Source organism: Nocardioides marmoribigeumensis, assembly GCF_031458325.1.
GTDB lineage: Bacteria > Actinomycetota > Actinomycetes > Propionibacteriales > Nocardioidaceae > Marmoricola_A > Marmoricola_A marmoribigeumensis.
Window position 1 is genome coordinate 1731082 of the sequence record NZ_JAVDYG010000001.1, and the last position, 25969, is coordinate 1757050.

22 protein-coding genes and 1 tRNA gene are annotated in these 25969 nt (G+C 72.3%); 16 read left to right on the forward strand and 7 right to left on the reverse strand.

The window, feature by feature from the left end; all coding sequences use genetic code 11:
• Positions 1-76: 76 nt before the first annotated feature.
• A complete protein-coding gene (locus J2S63_RS08295) occupies positions 77-2914 on the reverse strand; it encodes a helix-turn-helix transcriptional regulator (protein WP_310301153.1) in 2838 nt (945 codons plus the stop codon).
• Positions 2915-3069: 155 nt separating this feature from the next.
• Between J2S63_RS08295 and J2S63_RS08300 the strand changes: the two genes are divergently transcribed.
• On the forward strand, positions 3070-3243 hold the full coding sequence (locus J2S63_RS08300; protein WP_310301156.1) for a DUF6767 domain-containing protein: 174 nt from the start codon (positions 3070-3072) through the stop codon (positions 3241-3243).
• Between the two features lie 13 nt (positions 3244-3256).
• Here J2S63_RS08300 and J2S63_RS08305 read toward each other — a convergent pair whose 3' ends face one another.
• From J2S63_RS08305 to J2S63_RS08315, 3 genes are all read right to left on the reverse strand, one after another.
• Positions 3257-3451, reverse strand: coding sequence for a DUF1918 domain-containing protein (locus J2S63_RS08305; RefSeq protein ID WP_310301159.1), 195 nt, complete (start codon positions 3449-3451; stop codon positions 3257-3259).
• A gap of 440 nt (positions 3452-3891) precedes the next feature.
• Positions 3892-5403, reverse strand: a complete 1512-nt coding sequence (locus J2S63_RS08310) for an MFS transporter (protein WP_310301162.1) — start codon at positions 5401-5403, stop codon at positions 3892-3894.
• Positions 5404-5540: 137 nt separating this feature from the next.
• On the reverse strand, positions 5541-6680 hold the full coding sequence (locus tag J2S63_RS08315) for a flavin-containing monooxygenase (protein WP_310301165.1): 1140 nt from the start codon (positions 6678-6680) through the stop codon (positions 5541-5543).
• Positions 6681-7093: 413 nt separating this feature from the next.
• Between J2S63_RS08315 and J2S63_RS08320 the strand changes: the two genes are divergently transcribed.
• From J2S63_RS08320 to J2S63_RS08330, 3 genes are all read left to right on the forward strand, one after another.
• Complete coding sequence (locus J2S63_RS08320) at positions 7094-8605, forward strand: MFS transporter (protein ID WP_310301168.1); 1512 nt, start codon at positions 7094-7096, stop codon at positions 8603-8605.
• Between the two features lie 113 nt (positions 8606-8718).
• A complete protein-coding gene (locus tag J2S63_RS08325) occupies positions 8719-8958 on the forward strand; it encodes a heavy-metal-associated domain-containing protein (protein ID WP_310301171.1) in 240 nt (79 codons plus the stop codon).
• Between the two features lie 71 nt (positions 8959-9029).
• On the forward strand, positions 9030-12356 hold the full coding sequence (locus tag J2S63_RS08330) for a heavy metal translocating P-type ATPase (protein ID WP_310301174.1): 3327 nt from the start codon (positions 9030-9032) through the stop codon (positions 12354-12356).
• Here J2S63_RS08330 and J2S63_RS08335 read toward each other — a convergent pair.
• On the reverse strand, positions 12337-12630 hold the full coding sequence (locus J2S63_RS08335; RefSeq protein WP_310301179.1) for a hypothetical protein: 294 nt from the start codon (positions 12628-12630) through the stop codon (positions 12337-12339). The two genes, J2S63_RS08330 and J2S63_RS08335, sit on opposite strands and share 20 nt — an antisense overlap.
• Between J2S63_RS08335 and J2S63_RS08340 the strand changes: the two genes are divergently transcribed.
• The 12 genes from J2S63_RS08340 (at position 12619) to J2S63_RS08395 (ending at position 24826) form a co-directional block, all read left to right on the forward strand.
• Positions 12619-13299: an ABC transporter ATP-binding protein gene (locus tag J2S63_RS08340; protein ID WP_310301181.1), complete on the forward strand. Its 681-nt coding sequence runs from the start codon at positions 12619-12621 to the stop codon at positions 13297-13299. The genes J2S63_RS08335 and J2S63_RS08340 overlap by 12 nt on opposite strands.
• Positions 13299-15830, forward strand: coding sequence for an ABC transporter permease (locus tag J2S63_RS08345; RefSeq protein ID WP_310301184.1), 2532 nt, complete (start codon positions 13299-13301; stop codon positions 15828-15830). The genes J2S63_RS08340 and J2S63_RS08345 overlap by 1 nt, the downstream gene beginning before the upstream one ends.
• A gap of 196 nt (positions 15831-16026) precedes the next feature.
• Positions 16027-16620 (forward strand): GNAT family N-acetyltransferase, encoded by a 594-nt coding sequence (locus J2S63_RS08350; protein WP_310301187.1) that lies wholly within the window; start codon positions 16027-16029, stop codon positions 16618-16620.
• 305 nt (positions 16621-16925) lie between these two features.
• Positions 16926-19652 carry a helix-turn-helix transcriptional regulator gene (locus tag J2S63_RS08355; protein WP_310306634.1) on the forward strand — a complete coding sequence of 909 codons (2727 nt, stop codon included), beginning with the start codon at positions 16926-16928 and terminating at the stop codon, positions 19650-19652.
• 134 nt (positions 19653-19786) lie between these two features.
• On the forward strand, positions 19787-19936 hold the full coding sequence (locus J2S63_RS08360; protein ID WP_310301190.1) for a hypothetical protein: 150 nt from the start codon (positions 19787-19789) through the stop codon (positions 19934-19936).
• On the forward strand, positions 19933-20487 hold the full coding sequence (locus J2S63_RS08365) for a GNAT family N-acetyltransferase (RefSeq protein ID WP_310301193.1): 555 nt from the start codon (positions 19933-19935) through the stop codon (positions 20485-20487). Before J2S63_RS08360 ends, J2S63_RS08365 begins: the two co-directional genes overlap by 4 nt.
• Positions 20488-20623: 136 nt before the next feature.
• On the forward strand, positions 20624-21097 hold the full coding sequence (locus tag J2S63_RS08370; RefSeq protein ID WP_310301196.1) for a DUF6010 family protein: 474 nt from the start codon (positions 20624-20626) through the stop codon (positions 21095-21097).
• A gap of 49 nt (positions 21098-21146) precedes the next feature.
• A complete protein-coding gene (locus J2S63_RS08375; RefSeq protein ID WP_310301198.1) occupies positions 21147-22721 on the forward strand; it encodes a molybdopterin-dependent oxidoreductase in 1575 nt (524 codons plus the stop codon).
• 97 nt (positions 22722-22818) lie between these two features.
• The gene (locus J2S63_RS08380; protein ID WP_310301201.1) at positions 22819-22941 is read left to right on the forward strand and encodes a hypothetical protein; all 123 of its coding nucleotides are present in this window, start codon (positions 22819-22821) and stop codon (positions 22939-22941) included.
• Positions 22942-23239: 298 nt separating this feature from the next.
• Positions 23240-23800 carry a SigE family RNA polymerase sigma factor gene (locus J2S63_RS08385; RefSeq protein WP_310301203.1) on the forward strand — a complete coding sequence of 187 codons (561 nt, stop codon included), beginning with the start codon at positions 23240-23242 and terminating at the stop codon, positions 23798-23800.
• Entirely contained in the window at positions 23797-24591 is a 795-nt protein-coding gene (locus tag J2S63_RS08390; RefSeq protein WP_310301205.1) for a hypothetical protein, read from the forward strand. The genes J2S63_RS08385 and J2S63_RS08390 overlap by 4 nt, the downstream gene beginning before the upstream one ends.
• Before the next feature lie 162 nt (positions 24592-24753).
• Positions 24754-24826: transfer RNA gene (locus J2S63_RS08395), tRNA-Lys, on the forward strand.
• Between the two features lies 1 nt (position 24827).
• Here J2S63_RS08395 and J2S63_RS08400 read toward each other — a convergent pair.
• Together J2S63_RS08400 and J2S63_RS08405 are read right to left on the reverse strand one after the other, a co-directional pair.
• Positions 24828-25364, reverse strand: coding sequence for a hypothetical protein (locus tag J2S63_RS08400; RefSeq protein ID WP_310301207.1), 537 nt, complete (start codon positions 25362-25364; stop codon positions 24828-24830).
• A gap of 26 nt (positions 25365-25390) precedes the next feature.
• Positions 25391-25927, reverse strand: coding sequence for a helix-turn-helix domain-containing protein (locus tag J2S63_RS08405; RefSeq protein ID WP_310301210.1), 537 nt, complete (start codon positions 25925-25927; stop codon positions 25391-25393).
• Between the last annotated feature and the right edge of the window lie 42 nt (positions 25928-25969).

Consider the following 25969-nt stretch of genomic DNA (forward strand, 5'->3'; position numbering starts at 1 on the left):
CACGGCTCCTGACCAGCGTCGGCCCGCGAGGGACCGACCGGCATCGGAGGAAACCCTCGCCGGGCGGGCCGGGACCCTAGGGTCCGGAGGTCCCCGCCTCGGCGACCAGCCGTCGTACCAGGTCGGCGCGCGAGCGCAGCGCCAGCTTGCGGTAGATCCGCGACAGGTTGGCCTCGACGGTCTTCACCGACAGGAAGAGACGGTCCGCGACCTCGCGGTTGGTCAGCCCCTCGGCCACGAGGGCCGCCACCTGGGCCTCGGTCGCCGAGAGTCGACCACCCTGCGGGCCGACCGCCCCGAGGCCGCCGGCCGCCCCGTCGACCCGGCGCAGCTCGTCCTCGGCGCGCGCTGCCCAGGCGGTCGCGCCCAGGCGCGCGAGCTCGTCGTGGGCCTCCTGCAGGAGCCGCCGGGCCTCGGGTCGCCGCCTCGCTCGCCGCTCGACCTCGCCGGCGACGAGGAGCGTGCGCGCCCGCTCGAACGGCAGGGCCTCCAGGTGCCCCTCGGCGAGCACCCGGCCGAGGGCGTCGGCCGCGCCGGAGAGGTCGCCGCTCGCCGCGCGTACGGCGGCCACGCCCCGCACCGCCTGCGCGGCGGTCGCCGGGTGGCACGCCGACCTCCCCACCAGACGGTCGTCGGCGGCGATGGCCTCTGCCTCGTCGAGCCGCCCGACCGCGACGAGCGCCTCGAGGGCGTCGGCCACGAAGGGGACCTGGCCGGGCTCGGTGGTGCCCGAGTCCCGCAGGAAGTCGCAGACGGCCAGGAGGTGCGGGACCGCCTCCCCCGGTCTGCCGTCGGACAGCTCGGCGAACCCGAGCACGCCGTGGCACCCGGCGGCGGCGAGGTGGTCCTGGAAGCCGACGGACAGCTCGAGACCCTCCAGGGCGTCCCGGCGGGCAGCAGCCAGGTCGCCCTGCACAGCGTTGACCCAGGCGCGCGGCACGATGTTCTGGCCCCTCCCCCGCAGGTGACCCGACTCCTCCCCGATGTCGAGGCACTCCTCGACGCGCCGACGAGCGGCGTCCCACCTGCCGGTGCGGCACTCGAGGTGCGCGAGGTAGCAGAGCACCTCGTCACGGGCGACGTAGCGCCCCAGGGCCTCGAAGCGGTCGAGCTCCTCCTCGAGCCGGCTGCGGGCACCGGCCAGGTCACCGGCCCAGAGCAGCGCCAGACCACGCGTGACGCGCGCGCCGGAGTAGACCGTCGTGCTGTCGGCCGGACCGGCCGGGTCGCCGAGGTCCTCGAGCGCGACCGCCTCCTCCAGGGTGTCCAGGAAGGGCCTGCCGGACAGGAAGTCGACCAGCGCCCCGATGGTGAGCGCGTCGCTCCGGAGCCCCACGTCGTCGTCGGCCGTGACCAGGGACCGAGCCGCCGACACCTCGTCGTCGGCTCGCTGGAGGTCGCCTCGGTAGACCCAGACCCACGCCAGCATGAGGTGCGCCGACGCTGCAGGCCCGTCCTCGACCCCGGGCTGGTCGAGCGCCTCGCACGCCAGGGCCTCGATCTCGAGCGTGTCCTGCCAGCAGATCTCGCAGAGGGTGACCATGACCTCCGCCCGCGACGGCCCCGGCGCCATCGAGTCGAGGGCCTCGCGCAGCAGCACCAGGGCCCGGTTGGCGTCCCCCGCCTCGAAGGTGAGCATCCCGGCGACCACCGAGCGGCTGCGCCGCTCCTCGACGAGGTCGGCCGGCGTGTGACGGACCGCCAGCTGGGCGAGCTCCGCCGCGGCCGCCGCCGCACCCCGGCGCCGCGCCGCCCGGTGAGCCCGGGCGAGAGCCCGGGCGGTCGTCTCGTCGGGTCGGGTCGCCGAGAGCGCGAGGTGCCGGCCCTTCTCCTCCTCGTTGTCGAGGACCGTCGCCAGCCGCAGGTGAGCCGCCCGGAGTGCCGTCGGCGTCGCCGCACCGCTCAGCGCCGAGGCGAAGATCGCGTGGGCGAAGCGGACCCGCCCGCCCTGCACGACCACGAGCCCCTCGTCCTCGGCCCGCGACAGCGCGGCCTCCACGTCGACGTCCGGCTGCGCCGCGGCCAGCAGGTCCACGGTGACCCGCGAGCCGAGGCCGAGCACGAGCAGCACGGCTCGCACGTCGTCGGGGAGCACGGTGAACCGGTTGTGGAGGAGGGCCGAGGTGTCCGGGTCGAGGGGGAGCGGCGCGCCCGGGTCGGGCACGCCCCGGCGTACGACCTCCCGCGCGAGCTGCAGCCCGTAGAACGGGTTGCCCTCGGCGATCCGGTGCAGCCGGCTCACCACGGAGTGCGGCAGGTCGGGCCCGACCCGCTCGCGCAGGAGCCGGCCGAACGGCTCGCGGCCCATCGGCCCGAGCTCGACCCGCGAGACCCGGCGGGAGCCCATCGCGCGCTCCAGGTCGAGGGGCAGGTCGCCGGGCTCGCCCGTGCGGCGCGTGGCCAGCACGCCGACCGGCTGCTCGTCGAGTCGCTGCAGGACGAACCCGACGACGCGGGCCGACGACGCGTCGAGCCACTGGAGGTCGTCGATCGCTACCAGCACCGGGCCGGCCCGCGCCAGCCGGTGGACCACCGACAGCGCGGCGAGCGAGATCGCCCGCGGGTCCTGCATCGCCTCCCCCGCCGTACGACGGAGCAGGGCCGCGTCGAGCGCCTCGCGCTGCGGGGGTGGCAGGTGGTCGAGCTCCTCGTCGCCCACGCCTCGCAGGAGATCGTCGAGCGCGGAGTAGGACAGCGCAGTCTGCGGCTGGGCGACCCGGGTGCCCATGACCCGGAAGCCGAGGCGCCGGGCGTCCTCGACGACCTGCTCACCCAGTGTGGTCTTGCCGATCCCCGCCTGCCCCTCCACGAGCAGGGCCGCGGGGTGGCACCGCGCAGCCGCCAGGAACGCCTGGGCGCTCCTCGCGGGATCCAGGCCCCCCCTGCTCGAGGCCGCGTCCCCGGGCGGCTGCACATCTGGACCATACGAGTGAGCCACGCCGGGTGGCACCGGTCGGAGGTCCCGCCGGACGCGCGCAGCCGGGCCCCTTCCCGGACCAGGTCGCCCCAGGGGGATGGGACCGCGGCCGAACGGTGTTCTCCTGGAGGGCGAGCGAGGAGGTGGCCGGCATGGGGCGACCCGACCCGAGGTGCCCGCTGCGGTTCGGCGAGGCCTGCACGCTCTGCGTCCCCGGCGCGACCGGGCCCCAGGACTGCCAGACGGTGGCCCTGGTGATGGCGGACCCCGACCTGCGCGCCGAGCTCACCCGCCTGCGCGAGGAGTGGGCCCGTGACGCGACCTAGCCGCGTGCCCCTGTCAGGACTCCCGCGGGGCGGGGACGATGTGGGCGTCCGGGCCGGGGTAGGTCAGGCCCTCGTGACCGTCCTCCCACCGCACGACGTACGGCGGCGCACCGTCCTCACCGCGGACCTCGATCACCTCCCCCTGCTTGCGGTGCTGGTGGTCGCTCCTGCTCTCGACGACGACGTGGTCGCCCGCCTGTGCTCGCATGTCTCCACGATGAACCCGCCGCCAGAGCCTGTCCACGGCCACTCGGCCCCATCGGCGGCTCGCCTGCACGGGAGGCGGACCGGGGGCGTGGCCTAGGCTCGTCCCGCGTACGGAACGTCCCTGTGCCACTCGGCACCGCGGTGCGTTCCCTACCCGGGCCTCTGGGGGGTCAGGAGTTTAGTTCTGACCTGCGGTTTCCTTGTCGCTCTTGCGTCGAGTTCTCGTCATGTTGGGACATGTCCCGCGCTTACATGGAACGTCGATCACGTTGAGATAGATCAGGGATGCTCCCCCAGCAGTAGCCAGGAAGGGGTGCAGATGGAGGTAACGGCAGGGCCGTCAGGGCCGGCAGGGCCGACCGGCGTCTGCCGGGTCTCCGGCGGCCCTGAGTCCCAGGTGCTGGGTCTTCGGTGCCCGGGTCGTTGGGTGCGTTGTTCGCGTCAGCGGCGCACGATGGTCGCGGCCAGGCCGGCGGTGGCGATCGAGACGACAGCGGCGGCGGTGAATGCGGCAGTGAACCCGCTTCCGGAGGTGAGCGCGATGGCGGTGAAGGCCGCGGTGCCGAGCGCCGCACCGACCTGCGTGGCGGAGCTGGCGAGCCCCGAGGCCAGCCCGGTGTGGGTCTCGGGTGCCGCAGAGGCGATCACCATGGTGGTTGGTGTGAAGGACAGCGCGACCCCGGTAGCGACCAAGAGCAGGCCGGGCAGGACAGCCGCTGGGTAGCCGCAACCGGGGGGGCCGTAGGCGATCCACAGGTGACCGGCCGCCAGGACGGCAAGGCCGACGACCAGGCTGCGGCGCGGACCGATCGCCTTGAGGACCCGCGGCAACACGGTCAGGTTGACGACGAACCCGGCCACCGACGTGGGCACCATCGCGAGGCCAGCGTGCTCCGGCGACATCGTCAGCGCCTTCTGCAGGTACAGGGCGATGAGCACGAACGTCGAGGCACGAGCTGCGCCACCCAGGACGGCGAGCGCGACACCGGTCGAGAGAACCGGCGAGCCGAACAGCCCCAGCGGCACCAGCGGGTCGGCAGCACGACGCTCGATGGCGACAAACGCGACCAGCAGCGCCGCGGCGGCCGCGAAAGCGATGAGGACACTCCGTGCGGTCAGGCCGTGGCCGGCGGCGCCGAGGCCGCCGTGGACCAGGGCGATGACGGCGGCGGTGATGGTGACCGAGCCGGCGACGTCGAACCGGCGCCGGGCACCGCGGGGGGTGTCGTCGAGGACGCGGCGGGCCAGCGCGACGGCGGTGACGGAGGCGGGGACGGTCACGAGGAACACCGAGGACCATCCGAACGTGCCGGTGAGCAGGCCGCCAGCCAGGACGCCGGTGGCACCGCCGACGGCCGAGGCAGCACCCCATAGGCTCATCGCGCGGGCGCGCTGAGCGCCGGGGAAGTTCAGCATGAGCAGCGACATCGCCGCGGGGCTCAGCGCAGCGGCACCGGCGCCCTGGATAACGCGTCCAGCGACGAGCATCCACTCGTTGGCCGCGGTGGCGGCCACCAAGGTCCCGATGGTGAACGCCGCGGAGCCTGCGATGAACATGCGACGTCGACCCAGGAGGTCCGCGACCCGGCCGAACAGGAGCAGCAGGCCACCGAAGGTAAGCACATAGGCGTTCACAATCCAGCTGAGACCGGTGGGGCTCAGCGCCATGTCGGCCTGGATTGAGGGCAGGGCGACGTTCACGATCGAGGTGTCGAGCATGACGACGAACTGCGCGGAGATGAGCAGCCCGAGCCCCAGGGCTCGGCGCCGGCTCCCGGTGGTCGTGATCGGCTCGGCAGTGGGCGGCGTGGCCGGCGTGGCAGCGGGGGCGGTGGTCGGGGTGATGGTGGCGGTGCGGGTCATGGATCTCACCTGGTCATGGGCGGGGTATGTGGTGCCTTCACCGTTTCGTGCAGTGGGCCTGGGTCGCACCGGCGAGATCGCCGGGATCACCGGGTGCCCGGCATCGCCGGGTCGGCCGGTGGGCAGATGAGGTTGCGCCTCGGTGTCGGATCACTCGTGCCGGGGGCCCGCGCGGCTCGCGTCCAGCGCCGGGTGCCGCACTGGGGTGGGTGGCGCCGCGGTACCGGTCAGAGGCGCTGCGCAGCGGCTGGGCTGTCAGCCCGCGCCGTGATCCGGTCAGCGAGCCACACGGCGTCGTCCTTGACGAAGCCGAGCAGCGCTGAGCCGCGAGTGTGCTGCCACGGCAGCCCGATGAACGACAGGCCCGGTACCGGGCTGATCCCGCGCTCGTGCCGAACGCCGCCGTCGGTGACGACGCCGTCGATGTCGATCCAGGAGTAGTCCGAGCGGAACCCGGTCGCCCAGATCACCGTCGTGGGCCGGGTCTCGGTCCGGTCAGCGAACGTCACCGTGTCACCGGCCGCGGCGAGCAGCCGGGGGCGGACGTCGACACCGGCGGCCCGCAGCTGCTGCATCGGGCTACCGATGACCAGGTCGCCACGGGCCCGCATCCGGCGCGCGAGACGCGAGTCGGCGGGCTTGGCTAGCAGCCGGGTCTTGGTCAGCCACCAGAACAGGTCGCGGCCGAGGATCCGCTGCGGAAGCTCGGGCTCCTCGGTCCCGACCGCGAGCGTCACCCCATGATCGCCGACGCGGCTGCTTGCGAGTTCGAGCGCGATCTGGCGCCCGGAATTCCCGCCGCCGACGACCACGACCCGGCCGGGGCGGATCTGGGACGGATTGCGGTAGTCGGCGCTGTGCAGCTGCCTCACACCCGGGCCTATATCGCCTCCTACCACCGGGATCACCGGGGTCTGAAACGGCCCGGTGGCCACCACGACCTGGCGGGCGTGCAGCCGCCCCTGGCTGGTGTGCGCCACGAACCCGCCATCACCGCCGGGGTCGCGCTCGAGCCGGGTCACGGCGGTCGAGAGCAGCACCGGGAGGTCGAACCGGGCGGCGTACGTCTTGAGGTAGTCGGCGACCTCGAGGCGGGTCGGATAGGTGTTCGCCCGCGCGGGGAACGCCATGCCAGGCAGCCCGTCGTACTGCGCGGGCGTGAACAGCCGCAGCGAGTCCCACCGGTTGCGCCAGGTGGCGCCGAGCTCGGCGGCAGCGTCGACGATGAGGAACCGGAGACCGGCGCGCTGCAGGTGGTAGCCGACGGCGAGACCGGCCTGGCCAGCGCCGATGACGAGCACGTCGAAACGGCCCCGGCGGAACGGCGCCGTGGGTGCCTCGGCGTGGTGGTTGATGTGCGTGCTCACGGTGGTGTCCTCACTGTCGCCGTGCGGTCGATGGTGGCTATCGAGGAGCCCTCACCCGGTCCGGGTGCGATCCGATGCGGACGACGCTATGGACGAGGCCGGGCGGTTCACACCGGCTGAATCGCCGGTTCGGCCGAGTCGTCCGGCCGGGCGCTCGACTCTCCCGTGCCGGCCGCGGGCCGAAGCGGCCTCCTCTGCCACGGGCTAGATCCGCGAACGCCTGGCCGATCGGCTGGTGCAGTGCTCTGCGCCGCCACAGAGACGCAGCCCCGGCGCCATCCGTGAAGCCGGCTCGAGCGGGTCCCACGCGGATCCCGGCGATTTCGCCAGCGCGAGCAGGCACCTCCAGCGACAACGCTCAGAGACGCCGCCGGCACCACCGAGCCGGCCCCATCCGTGTCAGGGAGAAGACGATGTCCACGAAGGTCCCGGAACCCACCGAGCTTCACCACCCACCCGCAGCCCACGCCCACGCCCACGGCCACGTCGCGGGCGCCTTCGGTCAGGAGACCGACGCCTCGCGCCGGCCATGGACCGTGCTGGCCCTGATGCTCGCCGCGCAGGTGATGGTCGTCCTCGACGTCAGCGTCGTGAACGTCGCCCTACCGAGCATCGCCACCGACCTGCAGCTGACCTCGGGCGACTACCAGTGGGCGGTCAGCGCCTACGTGCTGCTCAGCGGCGGGTTCCTGCTGCTCGGCGGACGGATGGCCGACCTGTTCGACCGGCGCCGCATGTTCCTCACCGGACTCGCGGTCTTCACCCTCGGCTCGCTGGCCTCCGGGCTCGCCGCCTCACCACTGATGCTGATCGTGTCCCGCGGCGCGCAGGGCGCCGGCGCCGCCATGCTCACCCCGGCCGCGATGTCGATCGTCATGACGACGTACGCCGGCCGTCAGCGGGCCACCGCGTTGGGCCTGTGGGGCACCGTCGCCAGCATGGGCATCGCCGCAGGCGTGCTCTTCGGCGGCATCCTGACCACCGTCTTCGACTGGCGCGCCGTCTTCTTCATCAACGTGCCCATCGGCGCCGCCGTCCTGACCGGCGTCCTGCGCAAGGTCCCCGCCATGGCCGGCACCGGCGGAGCACGTCGCCTTGACATGTCCGGCGCGCTGACCCTGGTCACCGGGCTCCTCGCCCTCGTCTACGCCGTCGAGTCCACCACCAGCCACGGCTGGACCGCATCCCGCACCCTGGCCGCCGCTGCGGCCGCCGCAGTGCTGCTCGCCGGGTTCGCCGTCAACGAGCGCAAGGTCGCCGACCCGATCGTCCCGCCCGCCACGTGGCGGATCCGCTCCCTGGTCTCGGCCTCGGTCGTCATGGCCGGCGTCACCGGCGCCGTGGTCGGTGTCATCTTCCTGAGCTCGCTGTACCTCCAGCAGGTCCTCGGCGCCTCCGCGCTCGTCGCCGGCCTGGGGTTCCTGCCGCTGGCCGCGTTCATCACCGTCAGCGCCGCCGCAGCGTCCAAGGTCCTCCCGCACGTCGGCGCGAAGAAGCTCATCGCTGCCGGTCTCGTGATCTCGGCGGCTGGTGCCCTGGTGCTCGCCTCGATCGACACCGACCCCAGCTACCTCACCGACGTGCTGCCCGGCTTCGCGCTCCTCGGTCTCGGTGTCGGCCCCATGTTTGTCGCGGTCTCAGTCGCCGCGATGAGCGACGTGCCGCACGAGCAGTCCGGCATGGCGTCGGGTCTGATGATGACCGGTCACGAGATCGGCGCCGCCCTCGGTGTCGCCGCCCTCACCGCCGTTGCCGGTGACCTCACCACCCGCGCCGGCATCATCAACGGCACCCACGACGCCTACCTCGCCGTCGCGATCGGGCTCGTCGCGCTCCTCCTCCCCACCGGCCTGCTGCCCGCCCATGACCCGAACGCCGCTGCCGCCAGCCAAGGTCAAGGTCAAGGTCACGGGCACGGGCACTGATCCCGGCGATTTTCCCGGTGCCGACCGCACCACCCGGCACCGACGCTGGGACCACCCAGCAACGCCACCCAGCAACACCCCCCACAGCACCACTCACATCGAAGGAGAAGCAGATGTCCACCACCAGCAACCCGGCCGGCACCGCGACCACGAGCCGCAGCTACCGCGTCGTCGGCATGACCTGCGGCCACTGTGTCGCCGCCGTCGAGCGCGAGGTTGGCGCCATCGCCGGCGTCACCGACGTGGCCGTCGACCTGCCCACCGGCGACGTCGTCGTCACCAGCACGCACCCGATCGACGACGACGCCATGGCCGCCGCGATCGACGAGGCCGGCTACGAGGTGGCCTCCTGACCCCGCGGCCACCCCCGCAGCACCCCGCAGCACCACCTCCCACCGCAGCACCGCACCGAGGAGACACCGAGATGACCGCGACCACCACCCCGACCGGAACCACCGCCCCCACGACGACCGCCGCCAGCAGCGAGGTCGAGACCAGCCTGACCATCGAGGGCATGACCTGCGCCTCGTGCGTCGGGCGGGTCACCAAGGCGCTGAACCGCGTCGAGGGTGTGGTCGCGGCCTCGGTCAACCTGGCCACCGAGACGGCCACCGTCACCCACGACCCGTCCCTGGTCCCGGTCACCGACCTGACCGCCGCCGTGGACCGGGTCGGCTACACCGCCACCCCCAAGCCGACCCGGACCCCGGACTCCACCGGTCCCAGCGAAACCACCGGCACCGAGAACGCACCCACTGACGACCTGGACGCGCGGCGTGACCGCGAGATCACCCGCCTGGCACGCCGCTGGCGTGTCGCACTCGCCGCCGGCCTGTCGCTGATGGGCGTCATGTACCTGCCGCTGCACCTGGACACCATGGACTGGCTGATGCCGCTCATCTTGGTGATCGCCACCGCCGTGCAGGTCTGGGCCGGCGCCGACATCTACCGCCACGCGTGGACCGCGGCCCGCAACCGGGCCACCACCATGGACACCCTGGTCGCGCTCGGCACCGGCGTCGCCTACGGCTACAGCGCCTTCGTCACCCTCTGGCCCGGCCAGGCCCAAGCCTGGGGCCTCCCGCTTCACCTGTACTTCGAGACCGCCCTGGTCGTCATCGCCCTCGTGTTGATGGGTCGCTGGCTGGAGCTGAAGGCCAAGAAGCGCACCGCCGGCTCCATCAAGGCCCTCGTCGGGCTCGCACCCACCACCGCCCGCGTCGTCCGCGGCACCGTCGAGGTCGACGTCCCGGTCGAGCAGGTCGTTACAGGCGACATCGTCCGAGTCCGCCCCGGCGAGAAGGTCCCGGTCGACGGGGTCGTGACCGACGGCTCCTCGTCCGTCGACGAGTCCATGCTGACCGGCGAAAGCGCCCCCGTCATCAAGAACGCCGGCGACGAGGTCATCGGCGCCACCCTCAACCGGACCGGGACCCTGCTGGTCCAGGTCACCGCCGTCGGCGAGGACAGCACCCTCGCCCAGATCATCCGCCTCGTCGAGGAGGCCCAAGGCGCTCAGGCTCCGATGCAACGGCTCGCCGACCGCGTCTCGGCCTGGTTCGTCCCCGCCGTGCTCGTCGCCGCGGCGCTCACTTTCACCGCCTGGCTGTTCCTGGGCCTCGAGCAGGACGCGCTGGTCAACGCGGTCGGCACCGCGATCGCCGTGCTGATCATCGCCTGCCCCTGCGCGCTCGGGCTGGCGACCCCGACCGCCGTCATGGTCGGCACCGGCAAGGCCGCCGAGCTCGGCATCCTCATCGGCGACGGTCAGGCGCTGGAGACCGCCCGCCGGATCACCGCCGTCGCGCTCGACAAGACCGGCACCATCACCGCGGGCCGCCCCCAAGTCGTCGGTCTCACCGTCACCGACGGATGGACCGAGAACGAGCTGCTCGCCCTCGTCGCCGCCGCCGAGCTCGGCAGCGAGCACCCCGTCGGCGAGGCGATCGTCGCCGCCGCCCGTGATCGCCAGCTGAGGCTCCCGGCCGCGACCGGGTTCGAGGCGGTGCCGGGGCACGGGATCACCGCGCACGCCGACGGACGCCAGGTGCTGGTCGGCAACCACGCCCTGATGCAGCGTCACAGCGTCGACGTCACCACGCTGGTCACCGGCGCCGACCGCTCCGCCCACCAGGCCCGCACCCCGATGTACGTCGCCGTCGACGGCACCGCTGCCGGCCTGATCGAGGTCGCCGACCCCGTCAAGCCGACCTCACCCGAGGCCGTCGCCGCGCTCAAGGCCCTCGGGCTGGATGTGTGGATGCTGACCGGCGACAACGTCGCGACCGCACGCGCGGTCGCCGCGGAGGTCGGGATCGACCACGTCCTCGCAGAGGTCCTCCCCAGCGAGAAGGCCGACCGGGTCGCCGCGCTGCAAGCGGCTGGCCACGTCGTCGCGGTCGCCGGCGACGGCATCAACGACGCTCCCGCCCTGGCCCGGGCCGACCTCGGGGTCGCCATCGGCACCGGCACCGACGTCGCCATCGCCGCCTCCGACATCACCCTCGTCGGCGGCGACCTCAACGGCCTCGTCAACGCCATCGCGCTGTCCCGCGAAACCGTCCTCACCATCAAGCAGGGGCTCGCCTGGGCATTCGCCTACAACGTGCTACTCATCCCGGTCGCCGCCGGCGCCCTGTACTTCTGGGACCACCTCCTGCTCGACCCGGTCCTGGCCAGCGCCGCGATGGCGATGAGCTCGGTCAGCGTCGTCACCAACGCCCTGCGGCTGCGCCGGTTCCGGCCCGGCGCCGACACCCACACCGTGACCGCCCGCGTCGGTCGCTGGTCCTACCTGGCCGCGATCGCCGTCGTCGCCGTCGCCCTCGGTGCCGGGTTCACCTGGCTGTCGCGCACCGACCAGGCCGAGCGCGGCATGAACGGCACCCTCGCGTGGTCCGAAGGCATGGGCATGCCGATGCGCCCGACCATGAGCACGATGGAGGAGACCGACACCCCGCCGATCAGCACCCACGACGCCGACCTGGACGTCAGCATCGCCGCCGACCACACCCTGACGCCAGGTCAGCCGACCACACTGAAGGTCACCGTCCACGACGCCAACACCGGCGACCTCGTCGATGACCTCGTCCGTACCCACCAGGTGTGGATGCACATGATCATCACCCGCGACGACCTCGGCACCTTCGCCCACATCCACCCCGAGCCCACCGGCACCCGGGGCACCTACACCGTCCAGGCGACCTTCCCCACGGCCGGCTCGTACACGCTGCACACCGAGTTCCGCCGCCAGGGGCAGATGGTCGACGTCCTCGACACCCACCGAGTCACCGTCGCCGGCCGCACCCCGACACCGGTGAGCATGCCGGCCGGAGACCTCCGAAGTGCCACATCGGACGGTGTTCGCGTCACCCTCGCCGGGCACGCGCACCTCGGGCAGACCAGCGACTTCACCCTGCGGTTCACCGACCGCGCGGGCCGACCGGTCTCCGACCTCCAGCCTTACCTCGGCGCAGCTGGCCACGTCGCCGTGATGCGCGCCGACGGATCGGCCTTCGCGCACCGGCACGCCGAGACCGTCGACAAGCAGGGGCGCCCGGTGTTCGCCCTGCCGGGCACCACGTTCGGGCCGGAGCTGAACCTGCACGTCAACTTCGACCGACCCGGCGCCTACCGCCTTTGGGCCCAGTTCCGGCTCGGCGACGGCACCGTCATCACCGCCCCCTTCGTCGTCCACGTCGCGGGCCACCACGACGCCGCTCCCGATGTCATCACCGCCAACGCCAGCTGACAACCCGAGCCACAGCCCGACCCGACGCGTCACAGGACGCCACTTCACCGCACACATCCACCACCGCCACCAGCACCAGCACCAGCACCAGCACCAGCACCAGGAGCACATCGTGTCCACAATCCAGCAGCACCAGACCGGCCACCCCGGCCACCGGGCCCAGCAGGCCGCGGACTTCGAACGCCCCGCCGCCCGCAGTGAGGCTCTGACAAAGGTCTACGGAACCGGCGAGGCCCGCGTCGTCGCCCTCGACGGTGTCTCGGTGGAGTTCCACCCCGGCCGCCTCACCGCCATCATGGGCCCCTCGGGGTCCGGGAAGTCGACGTTGATGCACGTCATGGCGGGCCTCGACGCCCCCACCTCGGGCCAGGCCTGGGTCGGGGAGGTCGAGCTCAGCGGTCTGAACGACAAGGGTCTGACCAACCTCCGCCGGGACCGGATCGGGTTCATCTTCCAGGCGTTCAACCTGGTCCCGACGCTCTCGGCCCTGGAGAACATCACCCTGCCCATGGACATCGCCGGCCGCAAGCCCGACCCGGCGTGGGTGGACCAGGTCATCGACACCGTTGGTCTGCGGCCTCGGCTCTCCCACCGGCCCGCCGAGCTTTCCGGTGGTCAGCAGCAGCGGGTCGCGTGCGCCCGGGCCCTAGCCAGCCGCCCCGACATCGTGTTCGCCGACGAGCCCACCGGCAACCTCGACTCCCGCACCGGTGCCGAGATCCTCGCGTTCCTCCAGTCCTCGGCCCGCACGCTGGGCCAGACCATCGTGATGGTCACCCACGACCCGGTCGCCGCCTCCTACGCCGACCGCGTCGTGTTCCTCGCCGACGGCCGCATCGTCGACGAGATCGACAACCCCACCGCGGACCGGGTGCTGGAGCGGATGAAGGCCTTCGACGGCACCGACCGGACCGACCGGACCGGCCGGAACGGAGGCGCGTGATGCTGCGCACCGCGATCCGCAACCTGCTTGCGCACAAGGCGCGGCTGACGATGAGCGCGCTCGCCGTCGTCCTCGGCGTCGCGTTCGTCTCCGGCACTTTGACCTTCACCGACGCGCTGAACAAGACGTTCACCGACCTGTTCAAGGACGCCGCCGCTGACGTCAGCGTCGAGCCGAAGGCGGCGTTCGACACCGGCATGGGCGGCATGGACATGAACTCCGCCTCGTCCTCGCTGCCCGCGTCCATGGTGGAGAAGGTCAGGGCCGCCGACGGCGTCGCCGCGGCCGCTGGCTACGTCCAGGCCGACGGCGTCTACGTCCTCGACCGTGACGGCCACGTCGCCGACACCGGCGGCGCCCCCGGCATCGGGATCAGCTGGACCACCGACCCGAAACTGAACTCCGCGACCCTCATCGAGGGCCGCGCCCCCACCGGGACCGACGAGGTCGCGATCGACAGCGCCACCACGGCCGACCTCGGCTACCACGTCGGCGACAAGGTCACCGTCCTCACTACCGGCCCGCGCCTCCAAGCGACCCTGGTCGGCACCTTCCGGTTCGGGCAGGACGGGGGCCTGGCCGGCGCGTCGATGACCGCGTTCGAGACCGCCACCGCGCAGCGACTCCTGCTCGCCCCCGGCCGGTTCACCGAGGTCGGCGTCGCGGCCGAGGACGGCACCACCCACGCACAGTTGGCCAGTCGCCTCGCCAGCGAGCTTGGGTCCCGCTACCAGGTCACCACCAAGGAGCAGAAGGCCGCCGACCAGGCCGCCTCCCTCGAGGACAGCCTCGCCTTCATCAACACGTTCCTGCTCGTGTTCGCCGGCGTCGCCCTGTTCGTCGGGAGCTTCCTGATCCTGAACACGTTCTCGATGCTGGTCGCACAACGCACCCGTGAGCTGGCACTCCTGCGAGCCCTCGGCGCCAGCCGCCGCCAGGTCACCCGCTCGGTCCTGCTCGAGGCCGGCGTGCTCGGCCTGCTCGGGTCGACGATCGGCCTCGCGGGCGGGTTCGCGCTCGCCTACGGGCTCAAGGCCATGTTCGGGCAGTTCGGGCTCACGATCGACGGCGCGCTGAGCCTCACCGCGGGCACCGTGGCCTGGTCCTACGTCATCGGCGTCGTGATCACGCTGGTGGCCGCCTACCTCCCGGCGAGGCGGGCCGCGAAGGTTCCGCCGGTCGCGGCGATGCGGGCCGACCTCGTCACCACACCTCGGCCGCTGCACACCCGGACCATCATCGGGGTCACCGGCGCCCCACTGGCCGCGACCGCGCTCGGCGCGGGCACCGCAGGCGGGACGCTGCCGCTCGTGGCGGTCGGCGCCGTCGGGCTGCTCGTCGCGGTCATCATCCTCAGCCCGGTGCTCGCCGTCCCGTTCGTTCAGAGGGTCGGGCGGGTCCTGCCGCGGCTGGCCGGCACCACCGGCCGGCTGGCGAAGGAGAACGCAATGCGCAACCCTCGGCGCACCGCGGCCACGTCCTCGGCGCTGATGATCGGGCTCGCACTGGTGACCGGGTTCAGCATCATCGGGGCATCCGCCCGCGCGTCGATCGACCGGACCGTCGACGACGTGCTCCGCGCCGACTACGTGATGTCGGCTGTGATGGGCCAGCCGTTCACCGCGAAGGTCGCCAACCAGGTGCGGCGCGTCGACGGCGTGAAGTCGGTGGTCGTCGAGCGGTACGGCACCGCCAAAGTCGCCGGCCACGAGGGCTTCTTCTCCGCCTACGACCCCGCCGTCGTCGGCGACGCCCTCGCGATCGACATGACCGACGGAAAGTTGGCCGACCTGGCCCCGGACACCATCCTCGTCTCCCGGAAAGAGGCCGGTTCGGCCGGCCTGTCGAAGGGTGACTCGGTGAGGTTCGAGGTCGCGAACGGGCAGAGCCGTCGACTGCGTGTGGCGGGTGCCTACGGCGATGACAACGGCCTGGGACCGTACGTGATCGCGATGGACACCTACACCGCCACCGGAGGGGTGCCACTCGATCAGAACGTCTACGTCACCCTCGACCCCACCGCCGACGCGGCCGCCGCCCACCGGGCCCTCGACCGGGTCGTGGCCGCCTACCCGGTTGTGCAGCTCCGCGACGCCGATGGCTACAAGCAGGACAAGCGCGCCGGCATCGACCAGCTGCTCGCCCTGATCAACGCTCTGCTCGCACTGTCGGTGCTGATCGCGGCTCTCGGAGTGGTGAACACCCTGGTGCTGTCGGTGACCGAGCGGACCCGTGAGGTCGGCCTGATGCGGGCGCTCGGCATGAACCGGCGCCAGGTCCGTCGCATGGTCCGGCTGGAGGCGGTCGTGATCTCGCTGTACGGCGCCGTGCTGGGCATCGGGCTCGGGACCGTGCTCGGCGTGGTGTTGACCACGGTGCTGCACAGCCAGGGTCTGGTCGCGACCGCCGTCCCGGTCCCGCTTCTGGCGTTCGGGCTGGCGCTCGCCGCCGTCATCGGGCTCGTCGCCGCGGCGGTCCCGGCCCGGCACGCGGCGCGGCTCAACGTCCTCGACGCCATCAGCACCGCCTGATCACGTAGTAGCGCCGCTCCTGCCGCCGGGAGCTTCGGTGGGCCCACGCTGCAGCACCGGCTCGTGGGCCCACCATCTCGACGCCTGACCGGGGCGAGACCCCGCCAGCCTGCAAGCGCCCTGACGCTTCCCACCGCTTGCCGGCCATGCACCGAACATGCACCGAACATGCACCAACCGTTCCACTAGGAGAGTCATGACCCTGCAGCCCACTACGCTCTTAGTGCGCGACACGCCCCGGACGGACGCCGCGGGCACGACCAGCCAGGTCGCCGTTCTACGAGCCGGCGTCGAGGACGCCGACCTTGTGCGGACCATGCTCATCGAGCTCGCGACCCACGAGCGAACCGCCCATGCCGTGCATTCCACCAGCGAGGACTGGCAGCGGATGCTCGGCAGCGAAGCGGTGGTCGTACTGATCGCGTACCTCGACGACGAGCCGGTCGGCTACGTCAGCGGCATCCGGCAACTCAACCTCTGGGTCGGCCACGACATCCTCGCGATGGACGACCTCTACGTCCGGGCCGAGGCCCGTGACCGCGGCGTCGGCAACATGCTCATGGCCGCCCTGGCCGAGGTTGCCTCCCAGGGCGACCTGCTGGTCACCTGGGGCGTCCGATCCGACAACGACGCCGGCCACCGCTTCTACCAGCGCCTGGGCGCCACCCTCCGCACCAAGGTCGTCGCCAGCTGGCGCCCCGAGGACTATCGCGCCCATCTCGATGCCGCCCACGAGCGGAAGGGCCAGCGCGCACATGAGGCCTCACAACACCCGAGGCCGCAACGATGATGCGAGGAACGCCACGAACCTTCGTCGGCCCCACCGTGTTCACCCTCGAGGACGCAGTGTGCGTGCACGTCGTCGACGCAGTTCGCAGCCAGCTCGGGGCGATACCGGGGGTCCGTGCTTGCGAGCTGGACGTCTCGGCCGGCGTGCTCGTCGTCACGGCCGAGTCGCCGGTGGACCGCTCGACCGTCCTGGACGTCCTCCACGCCGCCGGCTGCGCGGTCCGAGCCTGAGGGCGTGGCCGACTTCGGCTGCCGAAGGACTCGAAGACCCCGCCCGGCATCACTAGGGTGGCGAGCGTGGCGGAGGTGCTGCGGGGCAGGGAGAGAGAGCAAGCGACGCTCGCCGAGGTCGTGCGGCGAGCGCGAGCCGGGCACGGTTCAGCTCTGCTGCTCCAGGGGCAGCCGGGCGTGGGGAAGTCCACCCTCCTCGATGACGCGGTCGCGGCCGCCGAGGGGATAACCGTGCTGCGCACCCGGGGAGTGGAGTCCGAGGCTCCCCTGCCCTTCGCCGCGCTGCACCGGCTGCTCCGACCGGTCCTGTCACAGCTGGAGGGCATCCCCACCCGCCAGGCCGACGCCCTCCGGGCAGCGTTCGGCGAGACCGCCGAGGACGTCGCGGACCGCCACCTCGTCTTCCTGGCCACGCTGAGCCTGATCTCGGTCGTTGCCGAGGACCAACCGGTGCTTGCCGTCGTCGACGACGCCCACTGGCTCGACGACGCCTCCGCGGCCGCACTGCAGTTCGCGGCTCGCCGCCTCGAAGGCGAAGCCGCCGCGGTCCTCTTCGCCGTGCGCGAGGACGAGACCGGTCAGTTCGACCCTCGCGACCTCACCCTGCTGACGGTTGCGGGCGTCGACGAGTCGGCCGCCGAGGCGCTGATCGCCGACCAGGTCGGCACCACGGTCGCCGCCAGCGTCCGCGCTGAGCTCCTCCACGCCACCGGAGGCAACCCTCTCGGCCTTGTCGAGCTCACCAGGACCCTGAGCCCAGGCCAGCTCGCGGGCGAGGTGAGCCTGCCCGACCGGCTACCCCTGACCGAAGGCGTCGAGCGCGCGTTCCTGGACCGCTTCCGGCGCCTGCCCGAGTCCGCGCAGAGCCTGCTGCTCCTCGCGGCCGCCGACGACAGCGGACAGCTCCTCACCCTCACCCGCGCCGCCGCCCACCTCGGCGCCAGGCCGGAGGCGCTCGACGCCGCGGAGGAGTCCGGCTTGCTCACCGTCGGCGACGGGGGCGTGGTCGCTCTGCGACATCCGCTGGTGCGTTCCGCGATCTACGGCGCGGCCACGAGCAGCCGCCGCCGGCAAGCGCACCGGGCACTCGCCGACGCGCTCGAAGGCGGGTCGGACGAGGACCGGCGCACCTGGCACCTCGCCGCCTCCGTCGCCGGTCCGGACGAGCACGTGGTGGCCGCACTGGACGAGACCGCCGAGCGGGCCCGCCGTCGAGGGGGTCACGAGGCCGCAGCCGCTGCCTGGACCCGCGCGGCAGAGCTGACAACTGATCCGCAGGCGCGCGCGCAGCGGCTGTGCGCCGCTGCGTCGTCCACCCTGGCAGCCGGGCGGCCGGTGGAGACGGTCCAGCTCGTCCGGGCTGCCCTCGTGGACGCAGACCAGCCTCTGTTGCGGGCGGACCTCCTGCAGCTGCTCGCGCAGGTCGAGTGGAACACCCGGTCCCTCGATGAGGGCTATCGCCTGGTCTGCCAGGCCGCCTGGACCGCCGCAGCATCCGACCCAGGACGAGCCCGCGTGCTGGCGATGCTGGCCGCCGCGCTCGCCTCCTTCGGTGCGCGATCCCTGGATGCGCCCGACCCCGCCACGATCGTCGCCCCGCCTGCCGACGACGCGGCGGCGCACGAGCGAGTCGCTGGTTGGCTCCTCGACGGTTTCACCGCGGTCCTCAGCAACGACTGGTCGACCGCGGCGGCCTCGTTCCGCAGCGCGTGGGACACCCCGATCGGACCACATGCCGACCCGCACCTGCACCACAACCTCGCGATCGCGACCATGCACCTCGGTGACGACGCTCGGGCGATCGAGCTCCACGACCTCCAGCTCCAGCGCGCGCGAGACGCGGGCGCGCTCAACATGGTGGAGCACGCCCTGACGCGCGGTGTCGTCTTCCGCATCGCCACTGGCGCCTGGGGGGACGCAGCCGCCGCCGCTCAGGAGGCCCTGCTGCTCGACCGCAACCTCGGCCTGGACGAGCTCACCCCGTTCCCGCTCGCCGAGATCGCCGTGATCGCCGCCCTCCGTGGCGAGCCACGAGCACCGGCCAGGCTGGAGGAGCTCGACGCCGCGGTGAGACGGCACGCGCCCCGCGGCGCCGTCACCGGTCTCGTCGTCGGTCTCGCGAGCTGGGCCGCGGCCTCCCAGCCCAACCTTCCGCCCGCCACCGCTCTGCGCCATCTCGAGCGCATCGAGCTCCCGGTGATGCGCGGGATCGCGGCGATGGACCGGATCGAGACCGCTGCGCGCGCCGGCCGCCGGGAACTGGCCGAGGAGTGGCTCGAGGAGCTCGGCGCGTTCGCCGACGGCACGGACATGCCGTGGGCCAGGGCCGCACTGCATCACTGCCGGGGCGTCCTCGGTGGCCCCGACGCCGAGGGCGAGTTCCGCCAGGCACTGGAGTGGCACGCCCGGTCGACCCGCGTCCCGGCTCGGGCGCGGACCCTTCTCGCGCTCGGGGAGCACCTGCGGCGCCACCGCCGCCGCTCCGACGCCCGCGAACCGCTGCGGGAGGCACTGGACACCTTCGAGGCCCTCGGCGCCGGGTCGTGGGCCGAGCGCGCCCGCCAGGAGCTGCGCGCATCCGGGGAGACGGCGCGCCGCGGCAACGACCTCGTCGCCACCGAGCTGACACCCTCCGAGACCCAGATCGCCGCGCTCGTGCGCCAAGGGCTGTCGAACAAGGACATCGCGGGGCGGCTGTACGTCAGCCCGCGCACCGTCGACTTCCACCTGCGCAACGTCTACACCAAGCTCGGCATCAGCTCCCGCACCGAGCTCGCCGCCCTCGCGCTCGATCCCGCGTGATCCGCCGCCGCGGACTTGCCGCACCCGGCGCCATCCTGGTGATTCTCCCGGTGCCGCACAGACCACCATCGATCGACGATGGAGCTCCAGCCGGGTCACCAGGACGCGGCGACAGCAAATCGAGGAGCACCGTCGTGAACACGATCTACGCCATGTACCCGGAGGCCACTCGCCAGGAGATCGCCGGCCGGGTCCGCGACGCCGACGAGGAGCGACGCCACCTTGTCGCTCGCCGGCACCTTCCGCGCAGCCGCAGTCGTCTCGGGTGGACCATGTGGCGATGACGCGGCACGGGGTGCAGCTGCTGCCCGGGTACGAGGTACGACCGCTGGCTGCCGGCGACGCGGCCGCTCTCGCCCAGGCCTACGTCCGGAATCGGGAGCACCTGGCGCCCTGGGAGCCGCCGCGCGCCGTCGAGTTCTTCACCGAGGCCGGCCAGCTCGCCGACGCCGAAGGCAAGCTCGCTGCCGCCGCAGCCGGGCAACAGGATCCGTGGATCATCTGGCGGGCCGGCGAGGTGGTGGGGCGCGTGAACCTGAGCAACATCGCTCGCGGTGCGTTCCAGAGCGCGTCGCTGGGGTATTGGGTGGACCACCGTCACACCGGGCGAGGCGTGGCCAGTGCGGCGGTCGGCTTCGCCGTCCAGCGAGCCACCGAGATGGGCCTCCACAGGCTCGAAGCCGGCACGCTCGCCGACAACCAACCCTCCCGAGCCGTGCTGCGGCGCTGTGGGTTCACCGAGTACGGGCGGGCTGCGCAGTACCTCTTCATCGCCGGCGCCTGGCAGGACCACGTCCTGTTCCAGCGCATCCTGCACACCCGCGACGCGCTGTGACCGCACCGACGCCTGGGCGAGCGATGACCCGCCGGACCCCTCGATCGTGCCGACCCTGGCGATTCCGCCGGTGCGAACCCCAGGACTCCCCTCGTAGCGTCCCGCACATCTCGTCCCATCGACTGAAGGAGCGACCATGACCACTGCATCCGCGACGGTTGCCACCGGCGACGCCACTCCCCGTCCCCGGACCCGCGGGGCGCTGGGACGGCGCTGGCCCACCGCCCTTGCGGTGACTGCCACGGCAACCAGCCTGGTGCTGGTCTCCCCGCTGCCGGCTCAGGTCCAGACCTGGATCAGTGCCTGGGGGGTCCTGACGGCCGCCGTGATCTACCTGACCTGGGGCACGGCCCGCGGCGACCTGACCGCGCGCCGCTGGCTCACGCTCGAGACGACCGGCGTCCTCTGTTTCGGCGCGCTGGCCATCGCTGCAACCGCGTCCGATGCGGCGACGGCCCGCTACGTTCTGGCTGCCGGCTGGCTCGCCCACGCTGCCTGGGACGCCGTCCACCACCGAGCCGACCGGGTGGTTCCCCGGTGGTACGCCGAGCTGTGCATGGTGTGTGACCTCGTCGTCGCCGCCTCGCTGGTGTTCATCGGCAGCCTGTGATCACCCGCTGGACCACGACCTCACATCCGCTGTCGAGAGGAGACCCGTGATGAAGGAGCATGTCGCGGCCGGTGCTCGTGTCGGTCTCTGGGCCGGCCTCCTGGCCACCGCCGCGGGTGAGATCACCGCATCAACGACCCGACGCGGCCGGTCACCGTCCTCAGGGCTCGCCCGAGGCCTGGTCGACGTGTCCCCGGCGATGCTCGTCGACGGCGGCGTGGCCCTGGTCGGACAGGCCGACAAGCCGGGCCTCCTCGCGATCGCCACCGGCGTCAGCGGCGCAGCAGCGGCCGCCGGCGGCGCGCTCGCACCTCGACACCCGGTCCTTGGCGCAGCGACCGCGGCCGCGCCACATGCGCTGGGCGGCGTGCTGGCACTTCGGCACGGCGACGCGTCCCCGACCGGCACCGCCGGTGCGACCGCCGCCGGCGTTGCGGTGGCCGTCACGGCGATCGCTCGGGTGAATCCCTCGCCCCGCCTGGCCGTCGCCGCGGTCGCGGGGGCAGCAGCCGCTGCGGTGGCAGCGGACCGACGGGCCCGACGGCGCGGCGCCGTCGAGCTCGGCCGTCGGGCCGCGTTGCCCGCGCCGACGCGACCGCTGCCCGGCCTCCCGACGGACGACGCGACCCGGGCCCCGGGCGTCTCGCCGCTGTTGGTCGGGCCCGGGGAGTTCCCCGTCATCGACATCACCGTCCCCGAGCCCCGGGTGGATCTGGACACCTGGCAGCTCGAGGTGGATGGGGAGGTCCAGGCTCCGTTCGCGATGCCGCTGACCGAGCTCCTCGAGCTGCCACTGGAGGAGCGGGACCTGCTGCTGGTCTGCGTCCACAACCCGGTCGGCGGTGATCGAATGGGGTGCGCCCGCTGGACCGGGATCGCGGTCTCCGACCTGCTCGACCGAGCCGGAGTCGATCCGGCGTCCGGTGACGACCGCTGGCTGGTCGTCGAGGCGGTCGACGGCTACTGCAACGTGCTCCCGCTGGCGGAGGCGCGCGAGCATGCGTTCCTGGCGGTCGGGATGGCCGGTCAGCCACTACCGCGTGAGCATGGCAGCCCGGCACGCCTGCTGGTTCCCGGGCGGACCGGACAGGACGGACAGACCAAGTGGGTTCGCCGGCTCACCGTCACCGGCAACCCTCCGCCGTCGTACTGGGGCCGGCGTGGCTGGCTCGACGGGGCCTACCCGGTGGCCCCGTCCGCTCGCATCGACGCACCCGGCCCGCACGCTCATGTGAGGCCCGGCCAGGTCCGGGTGCGCGGCTACGCGTGGGCACCTCCGGTCGGCGTCGAGGCCGTTCAGGTGCAGGTCGACGACGGACCCTGGCTCGACGCCGAGCTGGGCACCGACCTCGGTCCGGACGCGTGGCGGCCGTGGTCGATGGCCTGGGACGCCCCCCTCGGCCGCCACCGGCTGCGCGTGCGGTGCCGCGCCAACGACGGCAAGCTGCAGGATGACATCGACACCACGCCCTACCCCCACGGTGTGCGCGGCATCCACTCGGTCACCGTCCACGTCGGAGGACGAGCAGGTGAAGCGACTGCCCGCAGGACGATCGACGCGGTCAGGACGAGACTGACCTGGAGCCTGCGCAGCGTCGCCGCATGGCAAGCCCGCTCCGCCTAGCGACGGAGGGCTCACACGACGTCGTGACCACACCCCCGCCGCCGGCAGCGGGCTGGTCTGCCTCAGGTGCCTGCCGCCCGCCAGGGTCGAGGCCCGGGTGCACGACCTGGCGTCGGAGGTTGTCGAGCGTTGGCTCGAGATCATCGCCAGCGAGATCGTCGAGCACTGCTCCGCCACCAGCGCGAAGCAGTCCGCCGGCGGCCACGAGCGGGTGGCCTAGGCTCCTACCTGGGACGGATTTCTTCCTTGGGTTCTCACCAGCCTTCTGCCCATGGTTCTGTCCATGTCCCGGGCCTCGGGCCTCTGGGATATGGAAAGAATTGCTCTGACCTGGCCCGTCGATCTCGTGCGCTGCGCACCGTTTCTCATTCACGAGACGCGGGGTCCCCAGATCTGGAGTGCGGTGCTGCATGTCGTGGAACGTCTGTGACCCGGCGGGTCGGTGGTCTAGTCCGTTCGAGTCCTGACGCGATCGCGGTCAACCGTTCTGCTCCTGCGTCGTCTGATCCCATATGCACGTGGACAGGGACGAGATGGAGGAGGGGCCGACGTTGGCGGTGCCGACGAGGTCCCTCGGCGGCGATGGGCCTGCGGCGGTCTCAGAGCTGTTCGTCGTCCATCACCGTCGCCTGGTCGGTCTCGCACGGTTGCTGGTGGACGACCATCAGGTGGCCGAGGACGTGGTCCAAGATGCCTTCGCCGCTCTGCACCGGCACTGGCGCCGCCTTCGGAACCCCGATGCCGCGGCGGCCTATCTGAACCGTGCCGTCGTCAACGGCATCAGAGACGCTTTGCGTCGAGGACGGCGAGCCGACCGGGCGACCTTGCGGCTGGTTCCCCGACCCGAGGAGGTCGACTCCGCAGAGCTGGGAGTCGTTGCTCATCAGGAAGCGGATCGGATGTGGGCATCGGTCACCGCCCTGCCGATGCGCCAGAGGCAGGTGCTGGTCCTGCGCTACTACCTGGACCAGTCAGAAGCCGAGATCGCCGAGACCCTGGGGATCTCCCGGGGCTCGGTCAAGCAACACGCGAGCCGCGGACTGGCCGCCCTCGCTCACGAATGGGAGGAGAAGTCATGACCGCCTCTGATGTCGAGCGCCGCCTGGCCGCTGTCCTCCACCAACACGCGGAGGACGCGATGAACCGAACAGACACCCTGGCCGAGCTCGACAGGTTCCACGATCGCGTCGACCAGGACTCGCCGAGTCAGGGCCGGCGCAGGGCAGGCATCGCTGCGGCCGCGTTGACCGCAGCGGCGGTCGGGGCCGGCGTGCTCTGGATCGGCTTGGGCCAGGGTGGGACGCCTTCACCGGTGGACCCCGCACCGCCGGCCGCGTCGCCGCCCCCCTCTTCAACGGAGTCGGGGGCACCTCAGGCACCCGGAAGCACCGTGGAGGGGTTCGAAGGAGTGGAGTTCCCGCTGACGTTCGTGGTCCCCCGAGGATTCTCCGTCGCGTCCAGGGACACCGGCACGCGTCTCTACTCCATCGAGGGCACCAGCGGCGGCGCGGGAGCGTTCCTGATCAGCACGCTCGCCGGTGCCAAGACATCCGACCTGCCCGAGGACCTCGCTGCACACCTCCGCGAGACTCGAGACGACCTTGTCGTGAGCGGTGTCGGCACGACCGAGGTCGGAGGCCGCCCTGCACAGACGTTCGCCCTTGCACAGAAGCCCGGAACTGCGCCGTCCGACTTGTTCTGCGTGCGCGCCGGATCCTGCTTCAAGCTCCTGCAGGACAAGCCGATGGACGTGACGGCCGTGCGCATCGGACGGGGCCTGGTCCTCTTCTGGGTGGAATACCTGCCCACCGACCAGGCGAAGGTCCAAGGGCCCATGCAGGCCTGGCTCTCCTCAGTCCGCTGGGAGTGAGCCAGGCGATCGAGACCGGCGGTGACGATCCCTCGTCCACGACGAGCTGCCGGGACCCCGACCGCGGAGAACGGGCCCGGCGCGTGGCCTAGGCTCGTCCCTGCGGATGAATTGATCCTTGGGTTCTCACCAGCGTTCTGCCCATGGTTCTTTCCATATCCCGGGCCTCTAGCTCAACTGGCAGAGCAGCGGACTTTTAATCCGCGGGTTGTGGGTTCGAGCCCCACGGGGCCTACTCATCGCCGTCGAAGCAGGACGACCCCCGCCCCCATCCAGCACAAGCGGAAGGGCACCGCGAGCAGGATCCGCGAGGTCTGCTCGTTGGCGAAGGGCAGCAGAACGGCGCTCGCCAGCAGCGAGATCGCACACCATGTCGGGAGCACCCGCGCGCGCAGCACGACGACGACGCCCAGGACGAGCCCCAGCACGAGCAGCAGCACGCCCGGCACGACAAGGCCGGGCATGCCGTTCCAGTTGTTGTCGACGAACGTCGAGACGACGAGCGCGACGGCCAGCAGCGCACAGCCGACCGCTCCTGCGACACCGGCAGCGACGCCGCTCCGGCCGAGACCGGTGCGCGCACGCGCCAGCGCGAGCAGGCCCACTCCGGTGGCCGCGAGCATGACGCCCGCCACCACGAACGGGACCTCGGCGGCCGGGGTGGACTCACGCATCGCGTGATCTACGCAGCCTTCGTCGATGCATCCCTGCGGGAGCGAGTTGTGCGCCAGGCACGCGACCACCCAGGCCGGCCCTCCGACGAGCGAGGCCACGCCCGTGACCCTCGCCCAGGTCGCCCTCACGCCGACCCCTCGGGGTCGGGCACCACGATCGTGCTCAGCATCCGGCGTCTCCGGTCGGGCGCCGGCTCGTTCGCCAGACGCGGGATCAGCACGCTCGCCAGCTCGTGCAGCATCTCGGCCGTCTCCTCGTCGGTCAGGTGGAAGGCCGCCTGGCGGTAACCCACCAGGTCGCGGCCCAGGTCGACGTCGCCCGCCTCGAGGTAGCGGTCGAAGTCGCGCAGCAGCCCGGCGACGAACACCGTGAACGCCTGGCGGTGGTCCTCGACCGACATCGCCGCGGCCTCCTCGGGCCCCACCACCGCTGCCGCCTCCCGCAGGCGGTAGGTGCGCTCGAACGCCCCCCTCACCCGGCGCTCGTCGACCACCTCGAGGACCTCGGCATCGGCGAGCAGGGCGACGTGACGGTACAGCGTCGCGGGGGGTACGTCGGGCAGGTCGTCCCGCAGCTCGCCCGTCGTCCGCGTCCGGCCGCCGAGCAAGGACTGCACGACCCGCAGCCGCACGGGGTGCAGCAGGAGGTCGGCGCTCGGCATGAGCCCGATGTTATCGCGATTGACAACGTTCTCATCGGTGAG

Coding starts and splice junctions, on each gene's coding strand:
- J2S63_RS08305 (WP_310301159.1), bottom strand. CDS start 3,451: ATGCGAGCACAGGCGGGCGACCACGTCGTCGTCGAGAGCAGGAGCGAC.
- J2S63_RS08405 (WP_310301210.1), bottom strand. CDS start 25,927: ATGCCGAGCGCCGACCTCCTGCTGCACCCCGTGCGGCTGCGGGTCGTG.
- J2S63_RS08330 (WP_310301174.1), top strand. CDS start 9,030: ATGACCGCGACCACCACCCCGACCGGAACCACCGCCCCCACGACGACC.
- J2S63_RS08300 (WP_310301156.1), top strand. CDS start 3,070: ATGGGGCGACCCGACCCGAGGTGCCCGCTGCGGTTCGGCGAGGCCTGC.
- J2S63_RS08325 (WP_310301171.1), top strand. CDS start 8,719: ATGTCCACCACCAGCAACCCGGCCGGCACCGCGACCACGAGCCGCAGC.
- J2S63_RS08365 (WP_310301193.1), top strand. CDS start 19,933: ATGACGCGGCACGGGGTGCAGCTGCTGCCCGGGTACGAGGTACGACCG.
- J2S63_RS08390 (WP_310301205.1), top strand. CDS start 23,797: ATGACCGCCTCTGATGTCGAGCGCCGCCTGGCCGCTGTCCTCCACCAA.
- J2S63_RS08350 (WP_310301187.1), top strand. CDS start 16,027: ATGACCCTGCAGCCCACTACGCTCTTAGTGCGCGACACGCCCCGGACG.
- J2S63_RS08370 (WP_310301196.1), top strand. CDS start 20,624: ATGACCACTGCATCCGCGACGGTTGCCACCGGCGACGCCACTCCCCGT.
- J2S63_RS08345 (WP_310301184.1), top strand. CDS start 13,299: ATGCTGCGCACCGCGATCCGCAACCTGCTTGCGCACAAGGCGCGGCTG.
- J2S63_RS08375 (WP_310301198.1), top strand. CDS start 21,147: ATGAAGGAGCATGTCGCGGCCGGTGCTCGTGTCGGTCTCTGGGCCGGC.
- J2S63_RS08320 (WP_310301168.1), top strand. CDS start 7,094: ATGTCCACGAAGGTCCCGGAACCCACCGAGCTTCACCACCCACCCGCA.